At 63.0% G+C, this 26255-nt stretch carries 29 protein-coding genes; 15 read left to right on the top strand and 14 right to left on the bottom strand.

Annotated elements, in window-relative coordinates:
* Positions 1 to 25: 25 nt before the first annotated feature.
* Together ACQZ5H_RS07710 and ACQZ5H_RS07715 are read right to left on the bottom strand one after the other, a co-directional pair.
* Complete coding sequence (locus ACQZ5H_RS07710; RefSeq protein WP_112715303.1) at positions 26 to 676, bottom strand: TetR/AcrR family transcriptional regulator; 651 nt, start codon at positions 674 to 676, stop codon at positions 26 to 28.
* A gap of 111 nt (positions 677 to 787) precedes the next feature.
* Positions 788 to 1696 (bottom strand): AraC family transcriptional regulator N-terminal domain-containing protein, encoded by a 909-nt coding sequence (locus ACQZ5H_RS07715; RefSeq protein WP_449097229.1) that lies wholly within the window; start codon positions 1694 to 1696, stop codon positions 788 to 790.
* Between the two features lie 189 nt (positions 1697 to 1885).
* Here ACQZ5H_RS07715 and ACQZ5H_RS07720 point away from each other — a divergent pair, with 189 nt between their 5' ends.
* Complete coding sequence (locus ACQZ5H_RS07720; protein ID WP_112715305.1) at positions 1886 to 2932, top strand: NAD(P)-dependent alcohol dehydrogenase; 1047 nt, start codon at positions 1886 to 1888, stop codon at positions 2930 to 2932.
* Positions 2933 to 3151: 219 nt separating this feature from the next.
* On the opposite strand, the gene ACQZ5H_RS07725 is transcribed toward ACQZ5H_RS07720, so the two are convergent.
* Both ACQZ5H_RS07725 and ACQZ5H_RS07730 read right to left on the bottom strand, forming a co-directional pair.
* Positions 3152 to 4417 carry an NAD(P)/FAD-dependent oxidoreductase gene (locus ACQZ5H_RS07725; protein ID WP_449097230.1) on the bottom strand — a complete coding sequence of 422 codons (1266 nt, stop codon included), beginning with the start codon at positions 4415 to 4417 and terminating at the stop codon, positions 3152 to 3154.
* 89 nt (positions 4418 to 4506) lie between these two features.
* Positions 4507 to 4971 carry an Lrp/AsnC family transcriptional regulator gene (locus tag ACQZ5H_RS07730; protein WP_112715307.1) on the bottom strand — a complete coding sequence of 155 codons (465 nt, stop codon included), beginning with the start codon at positions 4969 to 4971 and terminating at the stop codon, positions 4507 to 4509.
* A 156-nt stretch (positions 4972 to 5127) separates the two neighbouring features.
* On the opposite strand from ACQZ5H_RS07730, the gene ACQZ5H_RS07735 reads away from it, so the two are divergent.
* The 4 genes from ACQZ5H_RS07735 (at position 5128) to ACQZ5H_RS07750 (ending at position 8806) form a co-directional block, all read left to right on the top strand.
* Positions 5128 to 5841: an aspartate/glutamate racemase family protein gene (locus tag ACQZ5H_RS07735; RefSeq protein ID WP_449097231.1), complete on the top strand. Its 714-nt coding sequence runs from the start codon at positions 5128 to 5130 to the stop codon at positions 5839 to 5841.
* A gap of 60 nt (positions 5842 to 5901) precedes the next feature.
* Complete coding sequence (locus tag ACQZ5H_RS07740; protein WP_449097232.1) at positions 5902 to 6819, top strand: bifunctional helix-turn-helix transcriptional regulator/GNAT family N-acetyltransferase; 918 nt, start codon at positions 5902 to 5904, stop codon at positions 6817 to 6819.
* Positions 6820 to 6903: 84 nt separating this feature from the next.
* Complete coding sequence (locus ACQZ5H_RS07745) at positions 6904 to 7521, top strand: TetR/AcrR family transcriptional regulator (RefSeq protein WP_449097233.1); 618 nt, start codon at positions 6904 to 6906, stop codon at positions 7519 to 7521.
* A 76-nt stretch (positions 7522 to 7597) separates the two neighbouring features.
* Complete coding sequence (locus ACQZ5H_RS07750) at positions 7598 to 8806, top strand: MFS transporter (protein ID WP_449097234.1); 1209 nt, start codon at positions 7598 to 7600, stop codon at positions 8804 to 8806.
* An 8-nt stretch (positions 8807 to 8814) separates the two neighbouring features.
* On the opposite strand, the gene ACQZ5H_RS07755 is transcribed toward ACQZ5H_RS07750, so the two are convergent.
* A complete protein-coding gene (locus ACQZ5H_RS07755) occupies positions 8815 to 9234 on the bottom strand; it encodes a winged helix-turn-helix transcriptional regulator (RefSeq protein ID WP_112715317.1) in 420 nt (139 codons plus the stop codon).
* A gap of 110 nt (positions 9235 to 9344) precedes the next feature.
* Between ACQZ5H_RS07755 and ACQZ5H_RS07760 the strand changes: the two genes are divergently transcribed.
* Positions 9345 to 10229 carry an SDR family oxidoreductase gene (locus ACQZ5H_RS07760; protein ID WP_449097235.1) on the top strand — a complete coding sequence of 295 codons (885 nt, stop codon included), beginning with the start codon at positions 9345 to 9347 and terminating at the stop codon, positions 10227 to 10229.
* A gap of 62 nt (positions 10230 to 10291) precedes the next feature.
* Here ACQZ5H_RS07760 and ACQZ5H_RS07765 read toward each other — a convergent pair whose 3' ends face one another.
* On the bottom strand, positions 10292 to 11044 hold the full coding sequence (locus ACQZ5H_RS07765; RefSeq protein WP_449097236.1) for a pyridoxine 5'-phosphate synthase: 753 nt from the start codon (positions 11042 to 11044) through the stop codon (positions 10292 to 10294).
* A 431-nt stretch (positions 11045 to 11475) separates the two neighbouring features.
* On the opposite strand from ACQZ5H_RS07765, the gene ACQZ5H_RS07770 reads away from it, so the two are divergent.
* Positions 11476 to 12168 carry a MerR family transcriptional regulator gene (locus tag ACQZ5H_RS07770; RefSeq protein ID WP_112715323.1) on the top strand — a complete coding sequence of 231 codons (693 nt, stop codon included), beginning with the start codon at positions 11476 to 11478 and terminating at the stop codon, positions 12166 to 12168.
* A gap of 42 nt (positions 12169 to 12210) precedes the next feature.
* Here ACQZ5H_RS07770 and ACQZ5H_RS07775 read toward each other — a convergent pair whose 3' ends face one another.
* Positions 12211 to 13338 (bottom strand): ATP-dependent DNA helicase, encoded by a 1128-nt coding sequence (locus tag ACQZ5H_RS07775; protein ID WP_130278053.1) that lies wholly within the window; start codon positions 13336 to 13338, stop codon positions 12211 to 12213.
* Between the two features lie 173 nt (positions 13339 to 13511).
* Between ACQZ5H_RS07775 and ACQZ5H_RS07780 the strand changes: the two genes are divergently transcribed.
* From ACQZ5H_RS07780 to ACQZ5H_RS07805, 6 genes are all read left to right on the top strand, one after another.
* The gene (locus tag ACQZ5H_RS07780) at positions 13512 to 14063 is read left to right on the top strand and encodes a DUF922 domain-containing Zn-dependent protease (protein WP_449097322.1); all 552 of its coding nucleotides are present in this window, start codon (positions 13512 to 13514) and stop codon (positions 14061 to 14063) included.
* 17 nt (positions 14064 to 14080) lie between these two features.
* The gene (locus ACQZ5H_RS07785) at positions 14081 to 15283 is read left to right on the top strand and encodes a YcaO-like family protein (protein WP_449097237.1); all 1203 of its coding nucleotides are present in this window, start codon (positions 14081 to 14083) and stop codon (positions 15281 to 15283) included.
* Positions 15280 to 15990, top strand: a complete 711-nt coding sequence (locus ACQZ5H_RS07790) for a TfuA-like protein (protein WP_449097238.1) — start codon at positions 15280 to 15282, stop codon at positions 15988 to 15990. The genes ACQZ5H_RS07785 and ACQZ5H_RS07790 overlap by 4 nt, the downstream gene beginning before the upstream one ends.
* An 81-nt stretch (positions 15991 to 16071) precedes the next feature.
* Positions 16072 to 16452, top strand: coding sequence for a COG4315 family predicted lipoprotein (locus ACQZ5H_RS07795; protein ID WP_112715329.1), 381 nt, complete (start codon positions 16072 to 16074; stop codon positions 16450 to 16452).
* A 10-nt stretch (positions 16453 to 16462) separates the two neighbouring features.
* Positions 16463 to 16978 carry an RNA polymerase sigma factor gene (locus tag ACQZ5H_RS07800; protein WP_449097239.1) on the top strand — a complete coding sequence of 172 codons (516 nt, stop codon included), beginning with the start codon at positions 16463 to 16465 and terminating at the stop codon, positions 16976 to 16978.
* Complete coding sequence (locus tag ACQZ5H_RS07805; RefSeq protein WP_449097240.1) at positions 16975 to 17757, top strand: anti-sigma factor family protein; 783 nt, start codon at positions 16975 to 16977, stop codon at positions 17755 to 17757. The genes ACQZ5H_RS07800 and ACQZ5H_RS07805 overlap by 4 nt, the downstream gene beginning before the upstream one ends.
* Here the strand turns inward: ACQZ5H_RS07805 and ACQZ5H_RS07810 are convergent.
* The 4 genes from ACQZ5H_RS07810 to ACQZ5H_RS07825 form a co-directional block, all read right to left on the bottom strand.
* Positions 17754 to 18125 (bottom strand): nitrile hydratase accessory protein, encoded by a 372-nt coding sequence (locus ACQZ5H_RS07810; protein WP_449097241.1) that lies wholly within the window; start codon positions 18123 to 18125, stop codon positions 17754 to 17756. The two genes, ACQZ5H_RS07805 and ACQZ5H_RS07810, sit on opposite strands and share 4 nt — an antisense overlap.
* A complete protein-coding gene (nthB, locus tag ACQZ5H_RS07815; RefSeq protein ID WP_449097242.1) occupies positions 18112 to 18771 on the bottom strand; it encodes a nitrile hydratase subunit beta in 660 nt (219 codons plus the stop codon). Before nthB ends, ACQZ5H_RS07810 begins: the two co-directional genes overlap by 14 nt.
* Positions 18768 to 19436, bottom strand: a complete 669-nt coding sequence (gene nthA / locus ACQZ5H_RS07820; protein ID WP_449097243.1) for a nitrile hydratase subunit alpha — start codon at positions 19434 to 19436, stop codon at positions 18768 to 18770. Before nthA ends, nthB begins: the two co-directional genes overlap by 4 nt.
* Positions 19437 to 19502: 66 nt before the next feature.
* Positions 19503 to 20096 (bottom strand): LysE family translocator, encoded by a 594-nt coding sequence (locus tag ACQZ5H_RS07825; protein ID WP_203428579.1) that lies wholly within the window; start codon positions 20094 to 20096, stop codon positions 19503 to 19505.
* A gap of 163 nt (positions 20097 to 20259) precedes the next feature.
* Here ACQZ5H_RS07825 and ACQZ5H_RS07830 point away from each other — a divergent pair, with 163 nt between their 5' ends.
* Positions 20260 to 21108: an aldo/keto reductase gene (locus ACQZ5H_RS07830; RefSeq protein ID WP_130278044.1), complete on the top strand. Its 849-nt coding sequence runs from the start codon at positions 20260 to 20262 to the stop codon at positions 21106 to 21108.
* A gap of 65 nt (positions 21109 to 21173) precedes the next feature.
* Here the strand turns inward: ACQZ5H_RS07830 and ilvN are convergent, their stop codons facing one another.
* Entirely contained in the window at positions 21174 to 21746 is a 573-nt protein-coding gene (ilvN, locus tag ACQZ5H_RS07835) for an acetolactate synthase small subunit (RefSeq protein ID WP_112715345.1), read from the bottom strand.
* 24 nt (positions 21747 to 21770) lie between these two features.
* Positions 21771 to 23567, bottom strand: coding sequence for an acetolactate synthase 3 large subunit (locus ACQZ5H_RS07840; RefSeq protein WP_112715347.1), 1797 nt, complete (start codon positions 23565 to 23567; stop codon positions 21771 to 21773).
* A gap of 348 nt (positions 23568 to 23915) precedes the next feature.
* On the opposite strand from ACQZ5H_RS07840, the gene ACQZ5H_RS07845 reads away from it, so the two are divergent.
* Positions 23916 to 25967, top strand: a complete 2052-nt coding sequence (locus ACQZ5H_RS07845; RefSeq protein ID WP_449097244.1) for a helicase HerA domain-containing protein — start codon at positions 23916 to 23918, stop codon at positions 25965 to 25967.
* Positions 25968 to 25970: 3 nt separating this feature from the next.
* Here ACQZ5H_RS07845 and ACQZ5H_RS07850 read toward each other — a convergent pair whose 3' ends face one another.
* Positions 25971 to 26228 (bottom strand): hypothetical protein, encoded by a 258-nt coding sequence (locus tag ACQZ5H_RS07850; RefSeq protein WP_449097245.1) that lies wholly within the window; start codon positions 26226 to 26228, stop codon positions 25971 to 25973.
* Positions 26229 to 26255 lie beyond the last annotated feature (27 nt).

Genomic DNA, 26255 nt, shown 5'->3' on the forward strand with positions numbered 1-26255 from the left:
TCGCATCGTTTGATAGACGCGGAGATCAGGCGAGTGCCGGCATCTCCGCAAGAACCTTCTCCGTGCCGTAAAGGCGCAGGAAAGCGGTGACCGCCTTCTCCGCCTGACGGCCCGTATCCTTGAGGCCCGGTTCGCCGAGCAGCATGCGCACATGCAGGTCGGAGACAACAAGGCCGTAAAGCGTGTGATATGCCTCGTCGGCATCATGAAAGCGTAATAGCCCTGCCCGCTTGCCGGCATCGATCAGCGCCATGGCGCGGCGGTCGATCTGGCGGCGGCCGCGTTCGAGCAGCAGCTTGCCGAGCTTGGAGCCGTCGCGATGGGACTGGCCGATCGCCAGCCGGTTCAGCGCCAGCGACACGTCGCCGGCGAGAACTTCCAGGAGATCGCGGGCAAAGATGACGACGTGGTCGTGCAGGCTGGCCGAGGTCAGGCGCTCGCCGTTGCGCTCGAAGGTGCGCACCTTGCTGGCCTGATAGGCGATCATCGCCGACAGCAGGCCGTCGCGATCGCCAAACCATTTGTAGAGGCTTTCCTTAGAGCAATTGGCGGCGCGCGCCACGCCCGAGGTGGTAAGCGCTTTTTCTCCGCCATCGACGAGAAGCTGCAACGCCTGCTCCAGAACGGCGTTCTGACGCGGCGAAAATTCGCTGGGCTCCAAGGTTTCGGCAGACACGATAAGCACTCCCCAATACGTACCGTACGGTACGGTTCGCGGCGTGTTATGAACGAGGTGCTTTTCGCCGTCAAGCGAAATTCGTTGCTGCGACGCATCAAAAGAAAAGCGCTACTCGGCGGCCATCTGCCCGCGCATCGCCTCGATGTCCTTCAGCGGCGGCAGACCGTAGAGACGGCTATATTCGCGGCTGAATTGCGACGGGCTCTGATAGCCGACGCGATATCCCGCCGTCGCGACATCGACATGCTCAGTCAGCAGCAGCCGGCGCGCCTCATGCAGACGCAACTGCTTCTGATATTGCATCGGCGTCATCGCCGTGACCGCCTTGAAGTGGTGATGCAGCGACGACGCGCTCATGCTGACGTGGTCGGCCAGGTCCTCGATGCGCAGCGGCTGGACGAAATTGGTGCGCAGCCAGGCGACGGCCCGGGCAACCTTGTGGCTCTGGCTTTCGGCAAGCGTCATGTCGAGCAGCCGCGGACCATCGGGGCCGCTCAGCAGGCGATAGGAGATCTCCTGCTCGATCAGCGGCGCCATCGCCGGAATGTCCTGCGGATTATCGAGCAAGCGCAGCAGCCGGGCCGAGGCATCGAGCAGCTCCGGCGGCGCCGTCTTGACCACCAGACCGCGGGCATCGTCAGGCGATGGCGGCACGCGCTGGATCCTTGTCTTCGACAGGAGATCGCTGAGCTTTTCGCTGTCGATGAACAGCGTGAAGCAGAGATAGGGAATATCGGCTGTCGCCTGCGTCACATGCGAGGCAACCGGCAGGTCGAGCGAGGTCAGCACATATTGCCCGGCGCCATAGACATGCACGTCGGAACCGACCATCAGCCGCTTGCTTCCCTGCAGGACCAGGGAGAATCCGGGCTTGTAGGCCATGTGCTGCAGCCGCGTCGGACAGCTGCCCTTGAACACATGCAGGTTCTCGATCGCCGTCTCGGAATCCCCGTCTTTCCTGGCGTAACGGGCAATGATCGATGTCATTTCATCGAAGGGGCCAATATGTAACGTCATAACATTACCATTTGTTTTCTTGATGTTACGCCACAGGCGCTTGGCCAGATCATGGATCGGATGGCGTTTGGGCGCAAGGAGATTTGCAGGATCGTACAAGAAGCTTGCAGGATCGCTATACCGCTTGTGACGAGAGCCGGGGCATAGTCCGCCATCCCTTCCACCCTCCTGAAAAGAAGGAACTACCCCATGCCAATCGCAAGAGGCTATGCCGCTACCGACGCATCCAAGCCGTTGACGCCGTTCACCTTCGAACGCCGTGAACCGAATGCCGACGACGTCGTCATCGACATCAAGTATGCCGGCATCTGCCATTCGGACATTCATACCGTCCGCAACGAGTGGAAGAACGCCGTCTATCCGATCGTGCCTGGCCATGAGATCGCCGGTATCGTCACCGCCGTCGGCGCCAACGTCACCAAGTTCAAGGTCGGCGACCACGTCGGCGTCGGCTGCTTCGTCGACAGCTGCGTCGGCTGCGCCAGCCGCGATGTCGACAACGAGCAGTATATGCCCGGCCTCGTCGGCACCTACAACAGCGTCGAAGCCGACGGCAAGACGGCGACCCAGGGTGGCTATTCCGACTCGATCGTCGTCAAGGAAGGCTATGTCCTGTCGATCCCGGAAAACCTGCCGCTCGACGCCTCCGCGCCGCTGCTCTGCGCCGGCATCACCCTCTACTCGCCGCTCAAGCACTGGAATGCCGGCCCCGGCAAGAAGGTAGCGATCGTCGGCATGGGTGGCCTCGGCCATATGGGCGTGAAGATCGGCGCCGCCATGGGCGCTGACATCACCGTCCTCTCGCAGTCGCTGTCGAAGAAGGAAGACGGCCTGAAGCTCGGCGCCAAGGAATACTACGCGACGAACGATGCCGAGACCTTCACCAAGCTCGCCGGTACCTTCGACCTGATCATCTGCACGGTCAGCGCCGAAATCGACTGGAACGCCTATCTCGGCCTGCTCAAGGTCAACGGCTCTATGGTCGTCGTCGGCGCTCCCGAGAACCCGATCCCGGTTCACGCTTTCTCGCTGATCCCCGGCCGCAAGAGCATCTCCGGCTCGATGATCGGCTCGATCAAGGAAACCCAGGAAATGCTGGATTTCTGCGGCGAGCACAACATCGTCTCCGAGATCGAGAAGATCAACATCCAGCAGGTCAACGAAGCCTACGAACGCGTCCTCAAGAGCGACGTCCGCTACCGCTTCGTCATCGACATCGCCTCGCTGGCAGCCTGATGCATTGAATAAGGGGTGGCGCTCAGCGCCGCCCCACCAAGTCCGTGCGCCACCAACCCGTCGCGCCCGGAGCCCCCTGACCCTGCCCTCTCCCCGCTGGGGAGAGGGAGAGTTGGCGCAAGGGGCTGCCGCTGCTTCCCTTCTCCCCATCGGGGAGAAGGTGGCCTGAAGGGCCGGATGAGGGGGCCCCGGGCACCAGTTTTCCTTTATAGAGCGCCGTTAATTCTCCTCCCGCATCGTCTCCTTCTGCGTGATCAGCCGCGCGCTGTGCTGGCCGCTCAGATAGATCCACAGCCAGCTCCAGGCGACGGCGAAGCGTGAGCGGGTGCCGATCAGGAAATAGATGTGGGCGATGCCCCAGACCCACCAGGCGAGCCAGCCCTTCAGCTTGATCCTGCCGAAATCCATGATCGCCGCACTCTGGCCGATCGTCGCAAGGCTGCCCTGATGCCGGTAGCGGAAGGCTGCGGGCGCCTGCCTCCCGGCGATCCTGGCGCGAATGACCTTCGCCACATAGGAACCCTGCTGCTTAGCCGCCGGCGCGATGCCGGGAACCGGCTTGCCATCCGCCTGGATTACCTGCGCGGTATCGCCGATGACGAAGGCGTCAGGCAGACCCGGCGCCGTCAAATCCTTCTCGACCACCGCGCGCCCTGCTCGGTCGGCGGCAACGCCCAGCCACTTCGCGGCCGCGGAGGCTTCGACACCGGCAGCCCAGACGATCGTCCGGCTCGCGATGAACTTCTCGCCGATCGACACGCCGTCGGCGCTGCAATTGGTCACCGGCTCGCGCAGGTGCACCTCGACGCCGAGCTTCTCGAGCTCGCGCTGCGCATAGGCCGAGAGCTCCTCGGCAAAGGCCGGCAGCACGCGCGGCCCGGCCTCGATCAGCACGACGCGGGTCTTGCGCGTATCGATATTGCGGAATTCGCCCGGCAGCGTCTTGTGCGCCAGCTCGGCGATGATGCCGGCAAGCTCGACGCCTGTCGGTCCGGCACCGACGATCGCAAAGGTCAGCAGCGCCTCGCGGATGGCGGGATCGGTCTCGGTCTCGGCGCGCTCGAAGGCCAGCAGCAGGCGCCGGCGGATCGTCGTCGCATCCTCGAGCGTCTTCAGGCCCGGCGCCACGGGCTCCCACTCGTCGCGACCGAAATAGGCATGCGTCGCCCCCGTCGCCAGCACCAGCGTATCGTAAGGCAAGGTCATTCCGTTGCGTAAGCTGACGGTCTTGGCCGCGCTGTCGACGCCGGTGACTTCGCCGAGCAGCGTCGTCACATCCGGACGATTGCCGTAGAGATGACGGATCGGCCAGGCGATCTCGGAGGTCGACAGGATGGTCGTGGCGACCTGATAAAGCAGAGGCTGGAAAAGATGATGGTTGCGCCGGTCGACGAGCGTGATTGCCGCGCCGGCACCCTTGAGATCATTGACGAGCTGCAGCCCGCCGAAACCGCCGCCGACAACGACGACGCGATGTTCGCTCATGACAACCCCCTTTAGCGTCATTCAGCCGACGCTAATGTCGTCACTTCCAGGGCAGTTTCAATGAACGTTTGCGAATAGCTCCCCTGCAGCTATCCGGCATATCCGACAGGGATCGCCGTGCCACTCTTCAGGATCTCCATCGAGATCGAGGCCGAAACATCGAAGAGCTCGATCTTGCGGACGATCTGCTTGTAGATCACGTCGTAATGCTCGACCCGCGGCAGCACGATCTTCAGGATATAATCGTGATTGCCCGTCAGACGGTGCGCCTCGACGATCTCCGGCACGCTGCTGATCGCCTTGCGAAAGCTCTCGATCCATTCGTCGGAATGATGCGCGGTCTTGATCAGCGCGAAGACAGTGGTCGGAACCCCCATCTTCTCCCGGTCGAGCACGACGATCCGCCGCGCAATATAGCCGCTCTCCTCCAGCCGCTGGATGCGCCGCGAACAGGCCGACACCGAAAGCGAGACCCGCTCGGCGAGCTCGCTCACGGATATCCCGGCATCCGCCTGCAGCAGGTCGAGAATCCTGCGGTCGCGATCATCAAGCATTGCCTCACCTCCATCATGCGCTCAATTTTTGCACGATCTGTCATTTCTCCACAAAATGGAAGCGCCATGTCGCATTGCCGCTAAAACAATGCAAACATTCGGCGCGCGGTGTGCGGCATGATTTGCACATCGAATACATGACATGGGAGAACGGAAATGCGCACAATCGGCCTGATCGGCGGCATGAGCTTCGAGAGCTCTGCAGTCTATTACCGGATGATCAACGAGATGGTGCGCGAGCGCTGCGGCGGCCTGTCCTCGGCCGAACTGCTGATGCATTCCGTCAACTTCGAAGACATCGTCGCCATGCAGAAGGCCGGCGACTGGGATGGCGCCGCCCGCCGCCTCGGCGACGTGGCCCTGAAACTGCAGATCGCCGGCGCCGAGTGCATCCTCATCTGCACCAACACCATGCATCTGATTGCCGAGAAGGTCGCAGCCCGCATCTCCGTACCGCTGATCCACATCATCGACGAAACGGCAGCCTCGCTGAAGGCAGCCGGCCGCAAGCGCCCGCTGCTGCTCGCCACGCGTTACACGATGGAGCATGGCTTCTATGCCGACCGCATGAAGAACCTCGGCGTCGATATCGTCGTTCCCGAAGCCGAAGACCGTACCGTCGTTCACGACATCATCTTCAACGAGCTCTGTGCCGGCAAGGTGCTGGACAGCTCGCGCCAGAAGCTGATGCAGATCATCGAGCGCGAGAAGGCCAAGGGCGCCGACAGCATCATTCTCGGCTGCACCGAGATCTGCCTGATCCTCGATCCCGACAATCTGCCCCTGCCCGGCTTCGATACCACGGCGATCCACGCTGAGGCCGCCGTTGGCTTTTCCATCGGCGACGAGCGCAAGCAGAAAGCCGCCTGAGCATTTAGTTGACTCAGTCAAACAAATAATGGACAAAATCTTCGACAGGAGATTTTGCCCATGACCGATTCCGCCCTCATCGAAGCCGCCCGCGACTTCAACCGCTTCTACACCAACTTCCTCGGCGTCCTGAACAAGGCCTATCTCGATACGCCCTTCACGCTGACCGATGCGCGGGTACTGTTCGAGATCGGCTCGCACAAGGGCATCAGCGCCACCACACTCGCCTCTGATCTGCAGCTCGACCCCGCCTATCTCAGCCGCATCCTCAAGCGCTTCCGCGCCGAAGACCTGGTCGAGACCAAGGCCGACGACAACGACAAGCGCAGCCAGATCATCCACGTCACCGGCAAGGGACAGCAGCAGTTCGAAGAGTTCGGCCGCCGCTCCAACGCTCAGCTCGCCGAGCGTTTCGAGACACTGGCAGATGGCGAGCCGCAGAGCGTCGTTAGCGCGATGCAGACGATCCGCTCGCTGCTCGACCCCAAGGCCAAGTCTCCCGCCCCGATCATCCGCGCTCACCGCCCCGGCGATATCGGCTGGATCGTCCAGAGCCAGGCCAAGGCCTATACCGAGGAATATGGCTGGGACATGCGCTTCGAAGGCCTCGTCGCCGAGGTCGCCGGCAAGTTCCTGGCGCATTTCGATCCGGCCATGGAATATTGCTGGATCGCCGAGCGCAACGGCATCAACATCGGCTCGATCCTGATCACCAATGGCGGCGATGGCATCGCCAAGCTGCGGCTGCTCTATGTCGACAAGGCCGCCCGCGGCCTCGGGCTCGGCAAGACGCTGGTCAACGAATGCATCCGCTTCGCGAAAGCAAAGGATTACCGGCAGATTTCGCTCTGGACCAACGATGTCCTCCACCCGGCTCGCGCCATCTATGTGAAGGCCGGCTTCAGGCTTGTCTCCGAGGAAAGACATCGCATGTTCGGCCCGGAGGAGAACGGCCAGACCTGGGTCCTCGACCTCTAGGGCCAATCGATTGGTCCTCTGACGCCTGTGCGTCGCAAAAATTTCGCTTGATTTGGAAACGATCATTTCCTAATTGAGTGAGCCATGACGACGCTCGCCCCCGAAGACGTAAGCCGCAGCCGCGGCCGCCCGCGCGAATTCGATATGGATGCCGCCCTCGACAAGGCGCTTCTGGTGTTTTCCGAACGCGGCTACCATGCCACCTCGATCAGCGAACTGACCGAGGCCATGGGGCTGACCTCCGGCAGCGTCTACAAAGCCTTCAAGGACAAGCGCGGCGTCTTTCTCGCTGCCTTCGACCGCTACCGCGCCATCCGCCGCGGCAAGATAAGCGAAAGCATGGTGGGCGCCGAGACCGGACGCGACAAGCTCAGGGCCCTGCTCGGCCTCTACGCCGTCTCCTCGCATGGCGAATCCGGCCGCCGCGGCTGTCTCGTCGTCGGCAGCGCCAACGAAATCTCGACCTTCGACGCCGAAGCTGCCAAGCGCATCGAGGATGCCTATACGTCGAACGAGGAATTCATCCTTGATCTCATCATCATCGGACAGGCCGACGGCTCCGTTTCGCCGTCCGTCGATCCGGCCGCAGCGGCGATCAGCCTGCTCTGTGTGATGAACGGCATGCGCATCGTCGGCAAGACCGGCAGCACCGCCGCCGAAATGAATGCCGTGGCCGAAACCGCGATGAAATTACTGACCTGACGCCACCCTCCCGAAACGGGTGGCCTGAACCGACTTTTATACCGATCCTCCCCCAGATCCGCATATTGGAGTTCTTATGAGCATTTCCTCGGCAACGGACGAGACGGCCGCCTCCCCGGCAATCTCGTCGCTGATGACATTTCTGTTCGCAGCCACCTGCGGCCTCGTCGCCGCCAACCTCTATTATGGCCAGCCGCTGGCCGGCCCGATCAGCGCCGATCTCGGCTTCACCCCGGCCGCCACCGGCCTGATCGTCACGCTCACCCAGATCGGCTACGGTCTCGGCCTTCTGCTGCTCGTTCCGCTCGGCGACCTCCTGGAAAACCGCCGCCTCGTATTGGTGCTGATCGCCGCCTCCGCCGTCGCCCTCGTCGGCGCCTCATTCGCCTCCACGCCCTCGCTCTTCCTGCTCGCCTCGCTCTGTATCGGGCTTTCCTCGGTCGCCGTTCAGGTCGTCGTGCCCTTCGCCGCCCACATGGCGCCGGATGAAAGCCGCGGCCGCGTCGTCGGAAATGTCATGAGCGGCCTGCTCTGCGGCATCATGCTGGCACGGCCCTTCGCCAGCTTCGTCGCCGAGGCCTCGTCCTGGCACATGGTCTATTACGTCACCGCCGTCATCATGGTGCTGCTCGTCCTCGTCCTGCGCGCCACCCTGCCGGTCCGCAAGCCGCATACGAAGCTCAGCTACGGCGCCCTGCTCGCCTCGATGGGTCACCTCGCGCTCACCTCGCGGGTCCTGCAGCGCCGCGCCCTCTACCAGGCCGGCATGTTCGGCGCCTTCAGCCTGTTCTGGACGACGACGCCGCTGCTGCTTGCCAGCCCCGCCTTCGGCTTCACGCAGAATGGCATCGCCGTCTTTGCGCTCGCCGGTGCCGCCGGTGCGATCGCCTCGCCGATTGCCGGCCGTCTCGCCGACCGCGGCATGACCAAGGCTGCCTCGACGCTCGCCATGCTGCTCGGCATGGGCTCGTTCCTGGTCAGCCATTTCGCAACGGATGGTTCGACGCTGGCGATCGGCCTGCTGACGGCCTCGGCAATCCTGCTCGATTTCGGTGTCACCACCAATCTCGTCTGCAGCCAGCGTGCGATCTATGCGATCAGCGCCGAGCACCGCAGCCGCCTCAACGGCCTGTTCATGGCAACTTTCTTTGCGGGTGGCGCGATCGGTTCGGCCCTCGGCGGCTGGGCCTATGCAACGGGCGGCTGGACGATGACGGCCTGGATCGGCTTCTGCTTCCCGGCTTTCGCCTTCCTGCTCTTCCTCACCGAGGGACGCGGCAAGTAAGCCGCGTCTCAGCCTTCCGCGGCATCGAAGCGGAGACGGGCGGCACGAACCGCATCATGGTTCGCTTCCGCCCAGTTCAACAGCGGCGCCATCGTTGCATAGAGCGAGCGCCCGAGATCGGTGATGCGGTACTCGACGCTCGGCGGCTTGGTCGGGAAAACCTCGCGCTCGATATAGCCGTCCCGCTGCAGGTCGCGCAGCGTCTGCGTCAGCATGCGCTGCGAGATATCCGGGATCTTCCGCCGCAGCTCGCCGAAGCGATAAGGCCGCGCCGACAAAGCCTCGATCATCAGCGTCGACCACTTCCCGCCGATCTGCTGCATCATGTCCCTGACCGGACAGTTATCGAAATTCAGCTCGCCGAAATCGATCTCGCGGCGAATGCCGGATGCCGCTTTGCTCTTCAGGTTGACGACCGCGCCGCTCATGGGGTGGTTCCCTTTTGGTAACGTATGGCGCCAAAACTGCCTTCTTTACAGAACGCGGTCAATTCCTATTTTAGAGTTACTCTCTTTTCGAGACCACCAAGAAGAAGACCATGAGCGATACCATTCTCGTCACCGGCGCGGCCGGCCAGCTCGGCCAGCGCGTTGTCCACCACCTGCTCGAAACCTACAAGGTTCCGGCCAGCAGGATCATCGCCGCAACCCGTGATCCGTCGAAGCTCGCTGAGCTCGCCGCCAGGGGCGTCGCCACCCGCAAGGCCGATTTCGACGATGCCGCCGGTCTCGTCTCCGCCTTCGAGGGCGCCGGTACCGTTCTCATCATCAGCACCGATGCGCTCGCCGTTCCCGGCCAGCGCCTGAAGCAGCACACCGCCGCCGTCAATGCCGCTGCAAAGGCCGGCGTCAAGCACGTTGCCTATACCTCGATGCCCTCGCCAGACAAATCGCTGGTCACCTTCGCGCCAGACCATCTCGGCACCGAGAATGCCATCAAGGCAAGTGGCCTGCCCTACACCATCCTGCGTGACGCCTGGTACTTCGACAATTTCATGATGTCGCTGCCGCATAATCTCGAAGGCGGCAAGTGGTACACGGCGACCAAGGGGGGCAAGGTGCCCTACATCACCCGTGAAGACTGCGCCCTCGCCATCGCCGCTGCTCTCGTCGGCAAGCCCGAGAACAAGACCTACACGCTGACGGGATCGACGTCCTACTCGATCGCCGATGTCGCCTCTGCCGTCACCGCCATCACCGGCCGCCCGCTTGAAGTGATCGATGTCACCGACGAGCAGCTTTCCGCCGGCATGACCGGCGCCGGTCTGCCGTCCTTCGTCGTCGACATGCTGGTATCGGCAGACGCCAATATCCGCGCCGGCAATTTCGACAGCCTCAGCGGCGATTTCACGACGCTAACCGGCAAGGAGCCGCAGACGCTCCGCAAGTTCATCGAAGACCGCAAGGCAGCGCTCACCGCCTGAGTGCAGGTGAAAAGAGTGCTGCAGGAGAGCCCGTCGCGCACCACCGCGGCGGGCTTTTCAAATTAAATCTTCTGGCCGCAGGCGCGGCAGAAGCGGCGGACGGTTTCCGCCATGCCATATTCCAGCGCATCCGCTGTCAGCCCATGGCCGATCGAGACTTCGGCGAGCTTCGGAATGCGCTTCACCAGCGGCGGCAGATTGGCGACCGTCAGGTCGTGGCCGGCATTGACGCCGAGACCGATCGCCAGCGCCGCATCCGCCGTCTTTCCAAGCCCCTCGAGGATCGGCCCGACACGCTCCGGCGCATCGTAGCAGCCGCCGTATGGGCCGGTATAAAGCTCGATGCGATCGGCTCCGACCGCCTTGGCGATCTTCACCGCCTCGACATCGCCGTCGCCATCGGCAAACAGCGAAACGCGCGTGCCCATCTTCTTCAGCTTGGCAATCACGTCCGTGAGCAGGGCCTCGTCCTTGCGGAAATTCCAGCCATGGTCGGATGTCGCCTGCGTCGGATCATCGGGAACCAGCGTCACCTGCTCCGGCGCCGCGCTGCGGCAGAGCTCCAGGAAATCTTCGGTCGGATAGCCCTCGATATTGAACTCGGCTTCCGGAAACTCGTCATCGATCAGGTTGCGGATCACCGGCAGGTCGGAAAAGCGAATATGGCGCTGGTCCGGGCGCGGATGCACCGTCAGCCCGCTCGCTCCCGCCTTCAGCGCGATCCGCCCCAGCGCTTCGACGCTCGGCCACGGCAAATCGCGGCGATTGCGCAGCATGGCGATGGCGTTGAGGTTCACGGAAAGCGTTGTCGGCATGGCGATGATCCATTCGGTGTCGGGGCGTGCTCCGCTTTTATGCCAATGGCGCCCTCAAGGCCAACGAGATTCGCAGATGACCGCATGCAAATCTGTGATGCTTCACGCTGCGTGATGTCTTCAGTACCGCTTTGAGTATTTCCCGTTCAGCTGGAAGAAATCTTTTCGCTCCCGCAAACGGCATCCGGCTATCTTTTCTCGGCATTCCGGGCATTCCGGCCCTCATTGCTATCCTATTTAAAAACGATTATTTTTAGCACTTACAAAAAAGACCGTTCACGCATAACGTGAAGAATATGGTTCGAGTTTAGTACGCCGCGTACTGCTTCCTTACCCAACGACAAGAACGCCTCGAGGAAAACCCCACTCCACAGCGCCGTCGAAGCAACTGGCAACCGCATGAGGTGCAACAGTATGCCCTAGGAGGGTTCATGCCAGACGGTTCCAAACGCATGTTTGCTGCCGCCGGCAACGCTTCGGAGGCCCGGTCCAAGTACCGGTTCCTGCCTTCTGCCGCGCTGCCGCCGGATCTCCCTGATGGACCGGTGCCGATCGCCGACATGGCGAATGCATTCGGTGTCACCCACAGGACCTTACATTTCTACGAGGAAAAGGGCCTGCTCTCGGCCAACCGCATCGGCCTGATGCGCGTCTACGGCCAGGACGACGTGATGCGCATGGCCGTCATCAACGTCTGCCGCGAAACCGGCATGCCGATCGCCGTCATTCAGGACCTGATGGACGAACTGCGCCGCGCCCGCTCGCAGGACGAGGCCGAAGCGATGTTCCGCGAGGCGCTCGGCGTCCGTAAGCGAGAGCTGACGGCCGAGATGTCCACCCTGCACCGCCAGCTCCAGCAGGTTGGGGACCTGCTCGATCTCGACGCCCAGGGCGACATGCCGCCGCTGAACGACAATGACGATCCGGCCGGTCTCTCGGACAAGGAACGCCGCTGCCTGTCGCTGATGGCCGAGGGCTATTCGACGCAACGCATCGCCAGGGCATTGGATCTAACCCATGACGAGGCAAAGGCGCTCGAATCCGCGATCATCCTGAAGTTCAGGGCAAACAACCGCTTCCAGGCGATCGCCAAGGCCGTCCTGCTCGGTATCGTCCAGGTCTGACGGAGAAATCCCAACAGGAACGGCGCCGCCACGCCTGTCCCATCACCGCACGATCGTCAGCGTCTCCGCCGCGCGCGTAATCGCCGTGTAGAGCCAGCGCTCGCGCGTATCCCGGAAAGCCCAGCTTTCGTCGAACAGGACGACATTGTTCCACTGCGAACCCTGCGCCTTGTGGACGGTCAGCGCATAGCCGTAGTCGAACTCGTCATAGCGCTTGCGGGTGTTCCAGGGGATCTCACCTTCGACATCCTCGAAGGCTTGCTTCAACAGCTTGATCTTCGCCGCACCCCGATCCATGTCGTCGTCTTCGGGGCGGATCAGCAGGTTGATCCCCGGCTTCGTCGTCTCCTTCGACGACGTCATCACCTGCCAGAGCGAGCCGTTGAGCAGCCCCTTGGCCGGGTCGTTGCGCAGGCAGACGAGCTTGTCGCCGGTCTGCGGATAATCGGCCGAAAAGCCCTTCAGCTCGCGCAGCCGCTGGTTATAGCGCCGCCGCGTCCGGTTGGTGCCGACGAGCACCTGGTCGGCATCCATGACCAGCGCCTGATTGACCTCGTTCTTGGAGATCACCTGCGCGGCGCCATAGTCGCCATACATGATCTCGTTGCCTTCACGCACCTGCATGGCGAGCTTGATGATCGGATTGTCGCGGGCCTGACGGTGGATATCCGTCAGCAGGTAGTCGGGATCCTGATTGGTGAAATAGCCGCCACCCGAAACCGGCGGCAGCTGGCCGGGATCGCCGAGCACGAGGATCGGCGTGCCGAAGCTCATCAGGTCCCTGCCGAGCGCCTCGTCCACCATCGAGCATTCGTCGACGATGATCAGCGCCGCCTTGGCGACCGGGCTCTGCCGGTTGATGGTGAACATCGGCGCGATCGAGGTCTTGCCGGTCTCCTCGTCCTCGACGGCTTCCTCGCCGCGCGGCCGGTAGATCAGCGAATGGATGGTCTTCGCGTTCGAAGCGCCCCGCGAGCGCAGCACTTGCGCAGCCTTGCCGGTGAAGGCCGCAAACAGCACGTCGCCATCGACATTCTCGGCAAAATGGCGCGCAAGCGTCGTCTTGCCCGTTCCGGCATAGCCGAAAAGACGGAAGAGCGGTGACCTGCCCTCCTTCAGCCATTTCGAAACGGCCTTCAGGGCTTCATCCTGTTGCGGAGCAAATTGCATGATGAGCGACTTGGCAGGATTCGCGAGCCGGACGCAAGGCGAAAACGCCCCTCAGTTGCGCAAGGCCGAGATTGAAAGGTACCGCCCTCGCCCTTAGTCTCGCAGAGCTCGCATCGAAGGGGAATCGCGTGAAGAATATTGCAGTCCTTGCTCTGATCACGGCATCGCTCGTGATGCCCGCCGCCGCCCATGCGGACTGGCAGCCCGTCGAGCAGATCAAGACCTATGCGATATCGGGCCGGACAGGTGCCGAGCTCTACCAGTCGATCGGCGAGCGCGGCCCCGCTGCCGGCAATGGCCGGGTCATCGCCCACACCACTTTCAAGCTGACCTGGACGCGCAAATACGTGGTTCAGCCGGATAATGCCTGCAAGATCACCGTCGCGCGCCCGAAGCTGATCATCATCTACACGCTGCCGAAGCCATCGGGTGATCTTCCGCCCGCCGTCAAGGCCAGCTGGCAGAGCTTCCTCGCAGGCGTCGAAACGCACGAGCACTGGCATGGCGAGACGATCAAGGAAATGGTCAGAGAGATCGAGGCCTTCAGCTTCGGCCTGACGGCAGCCGACGATCCGCAGTGCAAGAAGATCCGCGTCACCCTGCAGCAGCGGCTCGGCGAGCTCTCCGGCCACCAGCGCCAGCAAGGCCGCGATTTCGACAAGGTAGAGATGGGCGACGGCGGCAATGTCCAGACATTGATCCTGAAGCTGGTCAACGGCCCCTGATATCAGAAGGAAGGGATGTGACGGAGACAGAGCGTCAGAATTCCGGCATCTATTCGGACCGCGCCTGCGCGCCGGAGGAAACGCTCGCCCGCATCGCTCCCCTTCTGCCGCGCTACGGCATCACCCGCCTCGCCCGCGTCACCGGCCTCGATTGCATCGGCATCCCCGTCTGGAACGCTATCGTTCCCAACGCCCGCTCGATCGTCATCAACCAGGGCAAGGGTCTCACCGATACGGACGCAAAGGTCTCCGCCGCCATGGAGGCGCTGGAGCGCGCGATCGCAGGTGACCCGCATCTGATCAGCAGGCCCGCGACCGGCACCGAACTCTCCGCATCGGGCGCCCGCTGGCATCCGCTCAACGAACTGATAGCAGGTGGCCACGGCGACATCGAAGCCGATGAACAGCTGGAGTGGGTCGCCGGCAGAAGCCTCGAGGACAACGCCACCATCTACGTCCCCAGGGACGCGATCCCGCTCGACCGCACACAGCACGACTGCCGCTTCTGGCAATCCTCAGACGGCCTCGCATCCGGCAATACTGTCGAGGAAGCGAGACTCCATGCGCTTCTCGAACGGATCGAACGCGACGCCTACGCCCTGTGGCAGATGACGCCAGCGAGCCAGGTCGAAGCGGTGGCAGCTGAAACCTTCGGCGATCCGGCGATCGACAGCCTTTGCGCGCGCATCGCCGCTGCCGGTCTTTCGCTCCGCCTCTTCGACGTCACCAGCGATATCGGCATCCCCTGCATCGCGGGCCTGCTCGGCCCCGGCAATGTCACCGAGGCAAGACATGTCCGCTTCGTCGACGTCACTCACGGATGCGGCTGCCACCCCAATCCCGTCCGCGCCGTCATCCGGGCCATCACCGAAGCCGCCCAGTCGCGCCTGACCTTCATCAGTGGCGCCCGCGACGACATCCTGCCCGAGGTCTTTGCACGGCCGCTGCCGGAAGCGACGCGAACATTGTTCGCCGCCCACGTTCGGGACGTGGGGATCGCAAACAATGACCTGCCGTTCGGCGCTGCCGCGCTTATCGCCTTGACTCTCGAAAAGCTCAGCGCCACCGGCTTCGGTCCCGCCATCGCCATCGAGCTCCACGAGCCCGGCCTGCCGATCGCCGTCTCGAAAGTCTTCGTCCCCGCTCTCGAAAATCCCGAGGGCAATCGCAAGCACCGCTTTGGCCCGCGCGCCATCTCGCGATCGATGGAGTTCCTATGAAGACCGTCTTCGTCGGCCCGACGCTTCCGGATGCCGGCAAGCTTGCAGACGGCAGGATCGATGTCCGTCCTCCGGCATCGCAGGGCGACGTCTTCCGTGCCGTAAGGGATGGCGCGACCGTCATCGGCATCGTCGACGGTTACTTCGAATATGCCGCCCCCATCTGGCACAAGGAAATCCTCTTTGCCCTGTCGCAGGGCGTCCGCGTCTTCGGCGCCGCGAGCATGGGCGCGCTCCGCGCCGCCGAATGCGCCGCCTATGGCATGACCGGCATCGGCCGTATCTATGAGATGTATGCGAGTGGCCAACTCGAAGACGACAGCGCCGTCGCCCAGCTGCATGCCCCGGGCGAACTCGGCTACCGCTCGCTCAGCGAACCGCTCGTCAATGTCGTGTCCACACTTGGTGACATGCTGGCGCGCGGGTTGATCAGCCATGAGGAACAGCGGATCCTCGGTCACAGCGCCAGAGCAATCTTCTTCAAACAGCGAACCTGGAAATCCATTCTCGCGGCAGCGCAAATCGAAGCTGCGCGTGCAGAAGAACTGAGGCGATTGATCGCCACCAACGCCATCGATCAGAAGCGCCGCGATGCCGAGGAACTGCTCGCAGCAGTGATCGCTGCGCCCGATGCATACTCCGCCCCGCCAGAGAACTGGCGCTTCAAAAAAACCACGCTCTGGGACGCCCTCGAAAGAAATGCGTGACAGGGCGGAATAAAATCGCTGCCCCGCGTGTCTCATGTCCGGCAAAGCAAGAAAGCCTGCCGAACGTGAGGAGAGACCCACATGAAGATCGTAACCTTCGCAACCGCATTTGCCGTTGCCGCAGCCGCTGCCACCGCCGCCTTCGCAGCTGCCCCCGTCCAGACCGTCGAATCCGCCAAGGGCAAGGTGCTCGCCGGCGAAAACGGCATGACGCTCTACACCTTCAAGAAGGACGCCAAGGACACGTCCAACTGCAATGGCGATTGCGCCAAGAACTGGCCGCCGCTCGCTGCCGCTGGCGATGCCAAGGCGGATGGGGCATATTCGGTCATCGATCGCAAGGACGGGACGAAACAGTGGGCCAAGGACGGCATGCCGCTCTACTTCTGGGTCAAGGACAAGAAGAAGGGCGATATCACCGGCGATGGCGTCGGCGGCAACTGGGACCTTGCCAAGCCCTGAGTACCCGCGCGTGAAAACACCCGCACCCGAAACATTCGAGGGCCAGATCCTGGCCCTCCTTCCCTCGCTCCGGCGCTATTCGCGAAGCCTGACCCGCTCGGATGCCGAAGGCGAGGATCTGCTGCAGGACTGTGTCGAAAAGGTACTCGCCCGCCGCTCGCAATGGCGCGGCCTGAACCTGCGCGGCTGGGCGCTGACGATCATGACCAATCTCTACCGCAATGCCCGCCGTCCCGGCCCGCGCAGCATGACCGTCGATCTCGATACGGCTGAAAACATCGCTTCGCCCGAGACGCCGTCCGATCCGCTGGAGCGCGCCCGCCTGGAAGATGCGCTGAACAGCCTTTCGGAGGAAAACCGCGCGGTGCTGATGCTGGTCGTCATCGAGGGCTACACCTATAGCGAGGTTGCCACCGCCCTCGATATCCCCATCGGCACGGTGATGTCGCGCCTGTCGCGCGCCCGCCAGCGCGTTGCCGAAAGAATGAAGGCCGATAATGTGATTACGCTTCGGAGACCGAAATGAGCGAGACCAACCCGACCGTGACCGAAGCGGACCTGCATGCCTATGCCGACGGCCAGTTGGCGGAAGTCGAACGCGCCCGCATCGAGGCATGGCTGAAGGACAATCCCGATGAGGCCGCCGCCGTTGCCGAATGGCAATCGCAGAGCGCCGCAATCCAGAAGATGTTCGGCCCCTATGCCGCAGCCCGCCCCGACGACGCGCTGCTCGTTACGCCTCGTGGCGCCCGGCCGTCATGGCCCCGCCGCGCCGCAATCGCCGCCTCCATCGCCGCGATCTTCGCCGCCGGTGCGCTGAGCGGCCATTACGGCCCTGCCCTGTTCGAAAAGCCGGAGCTGCAGCTCACGGCGTCCGAGACCCTGCCGCAGCAGGCCCAGAACGCCTTCCTCGTCTATGCAAGCGAGGTCCGCCACCCCGTCGAGGTCTTTGCCAACGAGGAAGCCCATCTCGCCACCTGGCTCGGCAAGCGGCTGGCGATCCAGAACCTGAAGGTGCCCGATCTGCAGGCACTCGGCTTCCACCTCGTCGGCGGCCGCCTGCTGCCGGTCGATGGCAAGCCGGGGGCGATGTTCATGTATGAGGACCAGGGCGGCGAGCGCCTGACGGTGCTGGTCGGCCGCAATGCCGGCAATCGCACCACAAGCTTCCGCTTCGCCTCCGCCGACAATCTGGAGACCTTCTATTGGATCGACGGCGAGCTCGGCTATGCCGTCACCGGCGAAATCTCCCGCGACCTGCTGCGCCAGATCGCCGAGGAGTGCTACCGGCAGTTCCCGTCCTAGCACTGGGGATCGTTGGCGAGCTCGATCGGTGAGCCGTGCGGCGTCGCCTCGGCGGCGCGCTGCCAGCTTTCCTGCAGCGACAGGATCGTCGCGGCATCGGTCACGCCCTTGCTCGCAACGATCTGCGACAGCGCAGCAACCCAGCAATCGAAATAGTCGGCACCATCGACGGCGCGGCCGGGCTTGTGCAGCTCGGCGGACAGCGTCTCCGCCCACTCGCTCCAGGCAAACAATCCGCGCTCATGCAGATGCACGGTGATCGCGAAGGCCTCCGCTGCCCAGGGCTCCGGAAACACCGGATCGCCCTCGGCCGATTTCGGCAGTTGCGGCGAGTCCCGCAGCGGTGACACCTGATCACACTGGCTCAAGATAGCTCTCCCAGGCATCGATCGACACCGTCAGCGACGGATCGGCGCCCTCGCCCCATATCTCGCCACCATCGAAGACGACCGTATAGACCCATTCCGGGTTCTCGCCCTTTCCATGGGCGTGATCGTCGGGAAACACGAAGGAGCCCTGGACGGCCTCGACGACGCCGGTCTTGGCGCGTGCATAGCGCGGCAGTCGCGTATGGGTTTCCGGGTTGAAGTTTCGCGTCCGCACGGCCTGCCCGACGGCAAAGCGCGCAGCCGTCTGAACAGGCCGATCACACGGAGCACCCTTGGCCAGCACGCCGGCCACCATATCGGCCTTCAGCACCCGCTTCGGCGCCGCACCGTCATCGCGCTTGTGGCCATCGGCGATCTCCGCCTGCGTCGCAAAGCCGTGGCGCTCCAGAAGCACCTCGAGTGCCCGCGTCCAGATCTCGTAGTAGCTCGCCGACAGATATTGCGCCGGCGGAATGCTCTCGCGGGCGTGGCGGCTTTCATCGATCGTCCAGGCGCCGAAGGCACCGCAGGACAGCACGACGCCAAGCGCCCGCTTTTCCCATTCGGCATGGAAGTATGGCTCGTTCGGCTCCGGCGCCACCGGCCCGAACCCCATCTGCCCGCCGAGATCGTGAGGGCCGTTCATGCGGCTGCTCCGCGTGCTGCGGCAATGCCGGTGCCGATCATCGCATCGCGGCTGACGAGATCGGCAAGCGCCTCTTCATCGAGGCCATCGGTCCCTTGAGGACGCTCGGGAATGACGAGATAGCGAAGCTCTGCCGTCGAATCCCACACGCGGATCTTCTTCTCTTCCGGCAGCGTCACGCCGAATTCGGCAAGCACGCCGCGCGGATCGATGACTGCGCGCGAGCGATAGGCCGGCGCCTTGTACCAGACCGGCGGCAGACCGAGCACCGACCACGGATAGCAGGAGCACAGCGTGCAGACGACGAGATTGTGGGTATCTGACGTGTTGAAGACGGCGCGCATATGCTCGCCCTGGCGGCCGGTATAGCCGAGGCTGGCGATCGCCGCCGTCGCATCCTGCTTCAGCCATTCGGCAAAGGCAGGATCGCTCCAGGCTTTGGCGACGACCCGCGCGCCGTTGCGCGGCCCGATCTTCGTCTCGTAGGTCTCGACGATGGCGTCGATCGCAGCGGGATCGATCAGCCCCTTCTGCGTCAGAACCGTCTCCAGCGCCCTGACACGCGCCTGCATGTCGGTATAGCGGTTGTCGTGATCGTGGTCGTGATCATGATCGTGATGGTGATGGTGACCATGATGATGGTGATCGTCGTCGTGATCGTGCATGACTGTCCCCTCCGCGCTTTGCAATCCTGTTTAGGCGCTTGCCGCTTCCGCGCCAAGCCACGAAAATCACTTCAGCATCGGCCACAGACTGAGCACGAGCAGCAGCGCCATGGTGATGTTGAACCACTTGAGCCTCTTGGGATCGGAAAGCCAGTCGCGCAGCGCCGAGCCGAACCCCGCCCAGGTCGAAACGCTCGGCACATTGACCAGCGCAAAGGCAAAGCCGACGATCAGCACGCTGATGAAATAGACGTCCGGATTGGTATAGGTCGCCATGGCCGTCACCGCCATCACCCAGGCCTTCGGATTGATCCACTGGAAGGCCGCCGCCGACAGGAAGGACATCGGCGCCGCACTCGTCTTGCCCTCGCTTAGCGACCGCGACGAACCGATCTTCCAGGCGATCCACAGCAGATAGGCGCCACCGGCAAATTTCAGCACGGTATAGAGCAGCGGCACGGTATGCAGCAGCGCGCCGAGCCCGAGGCCGACGCCGAGCAGCAGCGACAGGAAGCCCGCGCCGATTCCCAGCATATGCGGGATCGTCCGGCGGAAGCCGAAATTCACGCCCGAGGTGAACAGCATCATGTTGTTCGGCCCCGGCGTGATCGACGTCGTGAAGGCAAACAGCACCAGGGCTGCGAAAGTGTCCAAAGGCATCGTCTTCTCCCAGAGCGACCGCTTGTTGCCGCGATCCGCTTATTAGGTCAGCCTAACTGTCCTATTTTTCCTTCGCCAGCAGATGATTGTCACCGTGACACAATTGCTTGAAAGATGGAGTATCTGCGCAATCTCCGTCATCACAACCCGGAAAGGCAAAGCCATGCAGGAAGACCCGATCCCGACCATCACCTTCCCCAACGGCATCGAAGTGCCCGCGCTCGGTCAGGGCACCTGGAACATGGGCGAACGGGGCACCGAATCCGAACGCGAGATATCGAGCCTGAAGGCCGGCATCGATCTCGGCATGACGCTGATCGACACGGCCGAAATGTACGGCGAAGGCGGCGCCGAGCGCATCGTCGGCCGCGCCATCAAGGGCCAGCGCGACAAGGTGTTCATCACCAGCAAGGTCTATCCCCACAATGCCAGCCGCACCGGCACGATCGAGGCCTGCAACCGCAGCCTCTCGCGCCTCGGCATCGATCGCATCGACCTCTATCTCCTCCACTGGCGCGGCGAGCACCCGCTGGAAGAGACGGTCGAGGCGTTCGAAGACCTGGAGGACGCCGGCAAGATCGGCGCATGGGGCGTCTCGAATTTCGACACCGCCGATATGGAGGAGCTGTTTTCCGTGCCCGGCGGGCGCAAATGCGCAGCCAATCAGGTGCTTTACAATCTCGCCCGCCGCGGCATCGAATACGACCTGCTGCCCTGGTGCCAGAAATACGGCGTGCCGGTCATGGCCTATTCGCCGATCGAACAGGGCCGCATCCTGCACAAGCCCGAACTGATCCGCATCGCCAAGGCCAATCAGGCGACCCCGGCACAGGTGGCGCTCGCCTTCCTGCTCGAACGCGACGGTGTCATCCCCATCCCGAAGACCTCGTCTGCCGCGCGCACGAGCGAAAACCGCGAAAGCGTCTCGCTCGATTTGAGCGACGAGGACTGGTCCGCCCTCGACGCCGCCTTCCCGCCACCCGCGCGAAAGTCCTCGCTGGAGATGCTGTGACGCAAAATGAAAACGCCCGGGCTTCGAACCCGGGCGCTCTCTGAATTCGGCAATCGGCGTCGGGCTTACATGCCCTGCGCGCCGCGGTTCATCGCTGCGATGCCGGTGCGGCAGACTTCGATGAGGCCGAGCGGCTTCATGACCGAGACGAATTGGTCGATCTTCGAGGACTTGCCGGTAATCTCCAGGATGAAGTGATCGACGGTGGCGTCGACGACCTTGGCGTGGAAGGCATCGGCAAGGCGCAGCGTCTCGGCGCGGGCATCGCCCTCGCCGACTACCTTGATCAGCGCGACTTCACGCTCGATCGGCCGGTCCTGGCCGAGCTCGCGGGCACGCACCGTCAGGTCGACGACGCGGTGAACCGGAACGATGCGCTCCAGCTGCGCCTTGATCTGCTCGAGAACCTGCGGCGTGCCGCGGGTGACGACGGTGATGCGCGACAGATGCGCCTGATGCTCGGTTTCGGAAACGGTCAGGCTTTCGATGTTGTAGCCGCGGCCGGAGAACAGGCCGATGACGCGGGCGAGAACGCCCGGTTCGTTATCGACCAGCACCGAGAGCGTATGGCTCTCGGCGGCAGCCGTTTCGGGGGAGATGAAGTAGGCGGAACCGGTGGGTTGAAGGTGTGCGTTCATGGTCTTGTTCTTCCTCTACTTCGATCAGACGAGCTGACGGCCCTTGGCGTCGATGGCGTTGGCGACGGCTTCGTCGGTCGCTTCGTCGGGCAGCAGCATCTCGTTATGTGCCTTGCCCGACGGGATCATCGGGAAGCAGTTGGCGAGATTGGCAACGCGGCAATCGAAGATGACCGGCTTCTTGACGTCGATCATCTCCTGGATGGTCGCATCGAGATCCTCGGGCTTTTCGCAACGCAGGCCGACGGCGCCATAGGCCTCGGCGAGCTTGACGAAATCAGGCATCGCTTCGGTATAGGAGTTCGACAGGCGGTTGCCGTGCAGCAGCTGCTGCCACTGGCGCACCATGCCCATGTACTGGTTGTTCATGATGAAGATCTTGATCGGCGCGTCATACTGGATCGCGGCCGACATTTCCTGGATGCACATCTGGATCGAGGCATCGCCAGCAATGTCGATAACCAGGCTTTCCGGGTGGGCGATCTGGACGCCGAGCGCTGCCGGCAGGCCGTAGCCCATGGTGCCCAAGCCACCCGAGGTCATCCAGCGGTTCGGCTTCTCGAAGCCGTAGAACTGCGCGGCCCACATCTGGTGCTGACCGACTTCGGTCGTGATGTAGGTGTCGCGATCCTTGGTCAGTTCATAGAGACGCTCCAGCGCATATTGCGGCATGATGACGTCGTTGTTCTTCGTGTAGGCGAAGGAGTTGCGGGCGCGCCAGCGGGCGATATCGGCCCACCAATCCGCCGTCTGGGTCTTCGCCGGCTTGTTCGGCAGAGCCCGCCACAGGCGAACCATATCCTCAAGGATATTGCCGACGTCGCCGCGGATCGGAATGTCGGCGCGGACGTTCTTGTTGATCGACGACGGATCGATGTCGATATGGATCTTCTTCGAGTTCGGCGAGAAGGCGTTGATGCGGCCGGTGATGCGGTCGTCGAAACGGGCACCGATGCAGACCATGACGTCGCAATCATGCATCGCCATGTTGGCTTCGTACGAGCCGTGCATGCCGAGCATCTTCAGCCAGTTCTTGCCGGACGCCGGATAGGCGCCGAGACCCATCAGCGTCGAGGTGATCGGGAAATCGGTGAGCTCAACCAGCTCGCGCAACAGCTTGGACGCTTCCGGGCCTGAATTGATGACGCCGCCGCCGCTATAGATGATCGGACGGCGCGCCGTCGCCATCAGCTCGATCGCCGCCTGGATCTGGCTCAGATCGCCCTGGACCTTCGGCTGGTAGCTCTTCTGGATGACATGGGCGGACGGCGGCGTGTAGGTGCCGGTCGCGAACTGGATGTCCTTCGGAATATCGACCAGAACCGGACCCGGACGGCCGGACTGCGCGATGCGGAAGGCTTCATGGATGATCGCCGCCAGCTGGTTGACGTCCTTGACCAGCCAGTTGTGCTTGGTGCACGGGCGGGTGATGCCGACGGTATCGGCCTCCTGGAAGGCGTCGGAGCCGATCAGCGAGGTCGGAACCTGACCGCTGAGGCAGACGAGCGGGACAGAATCCATCAGCGCGTCCTGCAGCGGCGTGACGGCATTGGTCGCGCCCGGACCGGAGGTGACCAGCATGACGCCGACCTTGCCGGTGGAGCGGGCATAGCCTTCGGCCGCGTGGCCGGCGCCCTGCTCGTGGCGGACGAGAATGTGCTTGATCTCGTCCTGCTGGAAGATCTCGTCATAGATCGGAAGCACGGCACCACCCGGATATCCGAAGATATGCTCGACGCCGTTGTCCTTCAGCGCCCGGAGTACGATCTCCGCTCCCGTCATCCGATTGCTATCTGCCGTCTGATTGTCCGTGCCCGTCATTTCTCTGTTCCGTTCTGACTGCTGGGATTTAAGTTTTGTGGTCGGCAAGCCTGAATTTCAGGCATAAAAAAAGGCCCCTGAGGGAGCCTGTCATCTAGCGCATGGGTGGCTATCGCCGGATGGTTACACCATCCTGCCCATGCGCTTTCCCACCACAATAAGAGCTGCTGCGATTTTCATGGGCGCAAGTGATAGACAGAAAATTTCGCAGCGTCAACGCTTGCCGAAATAAAAAAACGACGCGTCCGGCGGCGCCATCTACAGGTTCTTACCCTCCAGAATTAAGGGCCGGAACCATTTATTAAAAGATAAGTCATATCTTGGATCGCTAACGCAGGGAGTAGGCCGTTGCTCAACAACGACTTGCAGACGTCAGGGAAAGCCGGCGAGCATGACCGCCGCGATAGCCAGGCGCGGGGTAACCGCTTTCTGGGCCGTGTCGTCGCATGCAGCGGTTCCCGCACGACCATCGCCGCAATCGCCGAAGGCGGCGGCACCGATCTCACCGAACTCTGGTCCGTCGGACGGCTGATTTCGATCAGCGTCGGGCGCAACCGCGTCGTCGCCCTCGTCTATCAGATGAACACCGGCTCCCACATGTGGGGCGAAGGTGAAGACAACGGCTTCAGCATCGAGGCCGAGCTCCTCGGCGAAGTCCGCGTCGATGAAGACGGCCGCGAGGAATTCTCGACCGGTATCTCGCGCTATCCCTATCTCGGCGCCATCGCCCACCGGATCCGCTCTGCCGACCTGATGCGCATCTATGATGCCGGTGCCGGCGCGACCGCCGTCATCGGCAACCTCACCCAGGACGAAAGCATCGACGCGGCCATTCACGTGCCCTCGATGCTGTCGAAGCATTTCGCGATCGTCGGCTCCACCGGCGTCGGCAAGTCGACGGCGGTGTCGCTACTGCTGCACAAGGCGATCGAGGCCGATCCGAAGCTGCGCGTGCTGATCCTCGATCCGCATAACGAATTCGCCGCGGCCTTCCCCAAGCATTCCGTCGTCATCGACACCGACACGCTCGACCTGCCCTTCTGGCTGATGCGGCTTGAAGAATTCGCCGAAGTGGTCTTCCGCGGCCGCCCGCCGGTGCCCGAAGAGCTCGACATGCTGCGCGACATCATGCCGGAGGCCAAGCGCGCCTTCCGCGGCAGCGACAGCTCGCTGGTGCGCCGCACGACGGAGAAAAGCTCGATCACCGCCGATACGCCAGTGCCCTATCGCATGGCCGATCTCCTGGCACTGATCGACGAGCGCATCGGCCGCCTCGAAGGCCGCGCCGAAAAGCCGTTCCTGCGGTCGCTGAAGATGCGCATCATCGCCGCCATCAACGACCCGCGCTACCATTTCATGTTCTCCAACAACACGATCTCCGACACGATTGTCGAGACCGTGGCGCAGATCTTCCGCATCCCGGGCGAAGGCCGCCCGATCTGCACCTTCCAGCTCTCGGGAATCCCGTCGGAAGTCGTCAATTCGGTCGCGTCCGTGCTCTGCCGCATGGCCTTCGAAATCGGCCTCTGGAGCGAAGGCGCGATCCATATGCTGGTCGTCTGCGAAGAAGCACACCGCTACATTCCGGCCGACCCGACGCTCGGATTCGTACCGACCCGCCAGGCGATCGCCCGCATCGCCAAGGAAGGCCGCAAATACGGCGTCTCGCTCGGCATCATCACCCAGCGTCCTGGCGAACTCGACCAGACGATCCTGTCGCAGTGCTCTACGCTGTTTGCGATGCGCCTGTCCAACGACCGCGACCAGGAAATCATCCGATCGGCGATCCCGAATTCGTCGATCTCGACGACCAGCTTCATCTCCTCGATCGGCAACGGCGAAGCGATCGCCTTCGGTGAGGCGATCAGCGTTCCCATGCGCATGCGATTCTCGCGCGTTGCGCAGAACCTGCTGCCGAAAGCCCACGGCGCAACGGCAAAGCAGTCCGAGGAAGATCCCGATACCGTCGATCTGCGCAAGATCGTCACCCGCATGCGCGCCGTCAGCGGCGCCGCCGGCCCGGACATTTCGAATTTCCAGAACAGCTACAACGCCTCGGTCCAGAGCGACATGCTGTTCGACGACGAGGAGCCGCCGGAAGGCCAGCCCTATCCGCTGCCGGCCGCAGCCACGCCGTCGATGTCGCTGAACGAGCCCTACCGCCCGGACATGCTGCCGCGCAGCTACGCGCCGCAGGATCCGCAGCCGGCAGCCGCCGGATCGATCGACAGCCGCCTCGAGGCGTTACGCCGTGAAATGCGCCGCGAGGAAGCCGGCCAGCCCCGCTCCTTCGGCAATCAGGAACCGGCACCGACAGTCCAGCGCCGCGAACCCGGCACCTCTTCCCTGCGCGAAAGCATCCTCAGGAAGCCGCTGAGCAGCCTTTACAACAAGGATTGAGGCTTAGACGCTCTTCGATTTCGCCGCCGCAGCGATCACGCTGAGATGGCGCTCGATCAGGGTGAGAAAGGCGATCGTGCCGCAGATCAGCGATGCCAGCACGATACCGCCGATGGCGCCGATCACCGCGCCAACCACGAACATCCCGGACCCGCCCTGGGCCGAAGCGGCCGCTCCGGCTGAAAATGTCGAGAATGCCAGGATGATGACGGCGATGATTGCATTAATGGAAGCAAGCGTCTTGGCCAGAAAGTTGTTCATGGAGTTTCTCCAGATTGTCCCTGGAGA

Source organism: Rhizobium sp. 21-4511-3d (genome assembly GCF_053522545.1).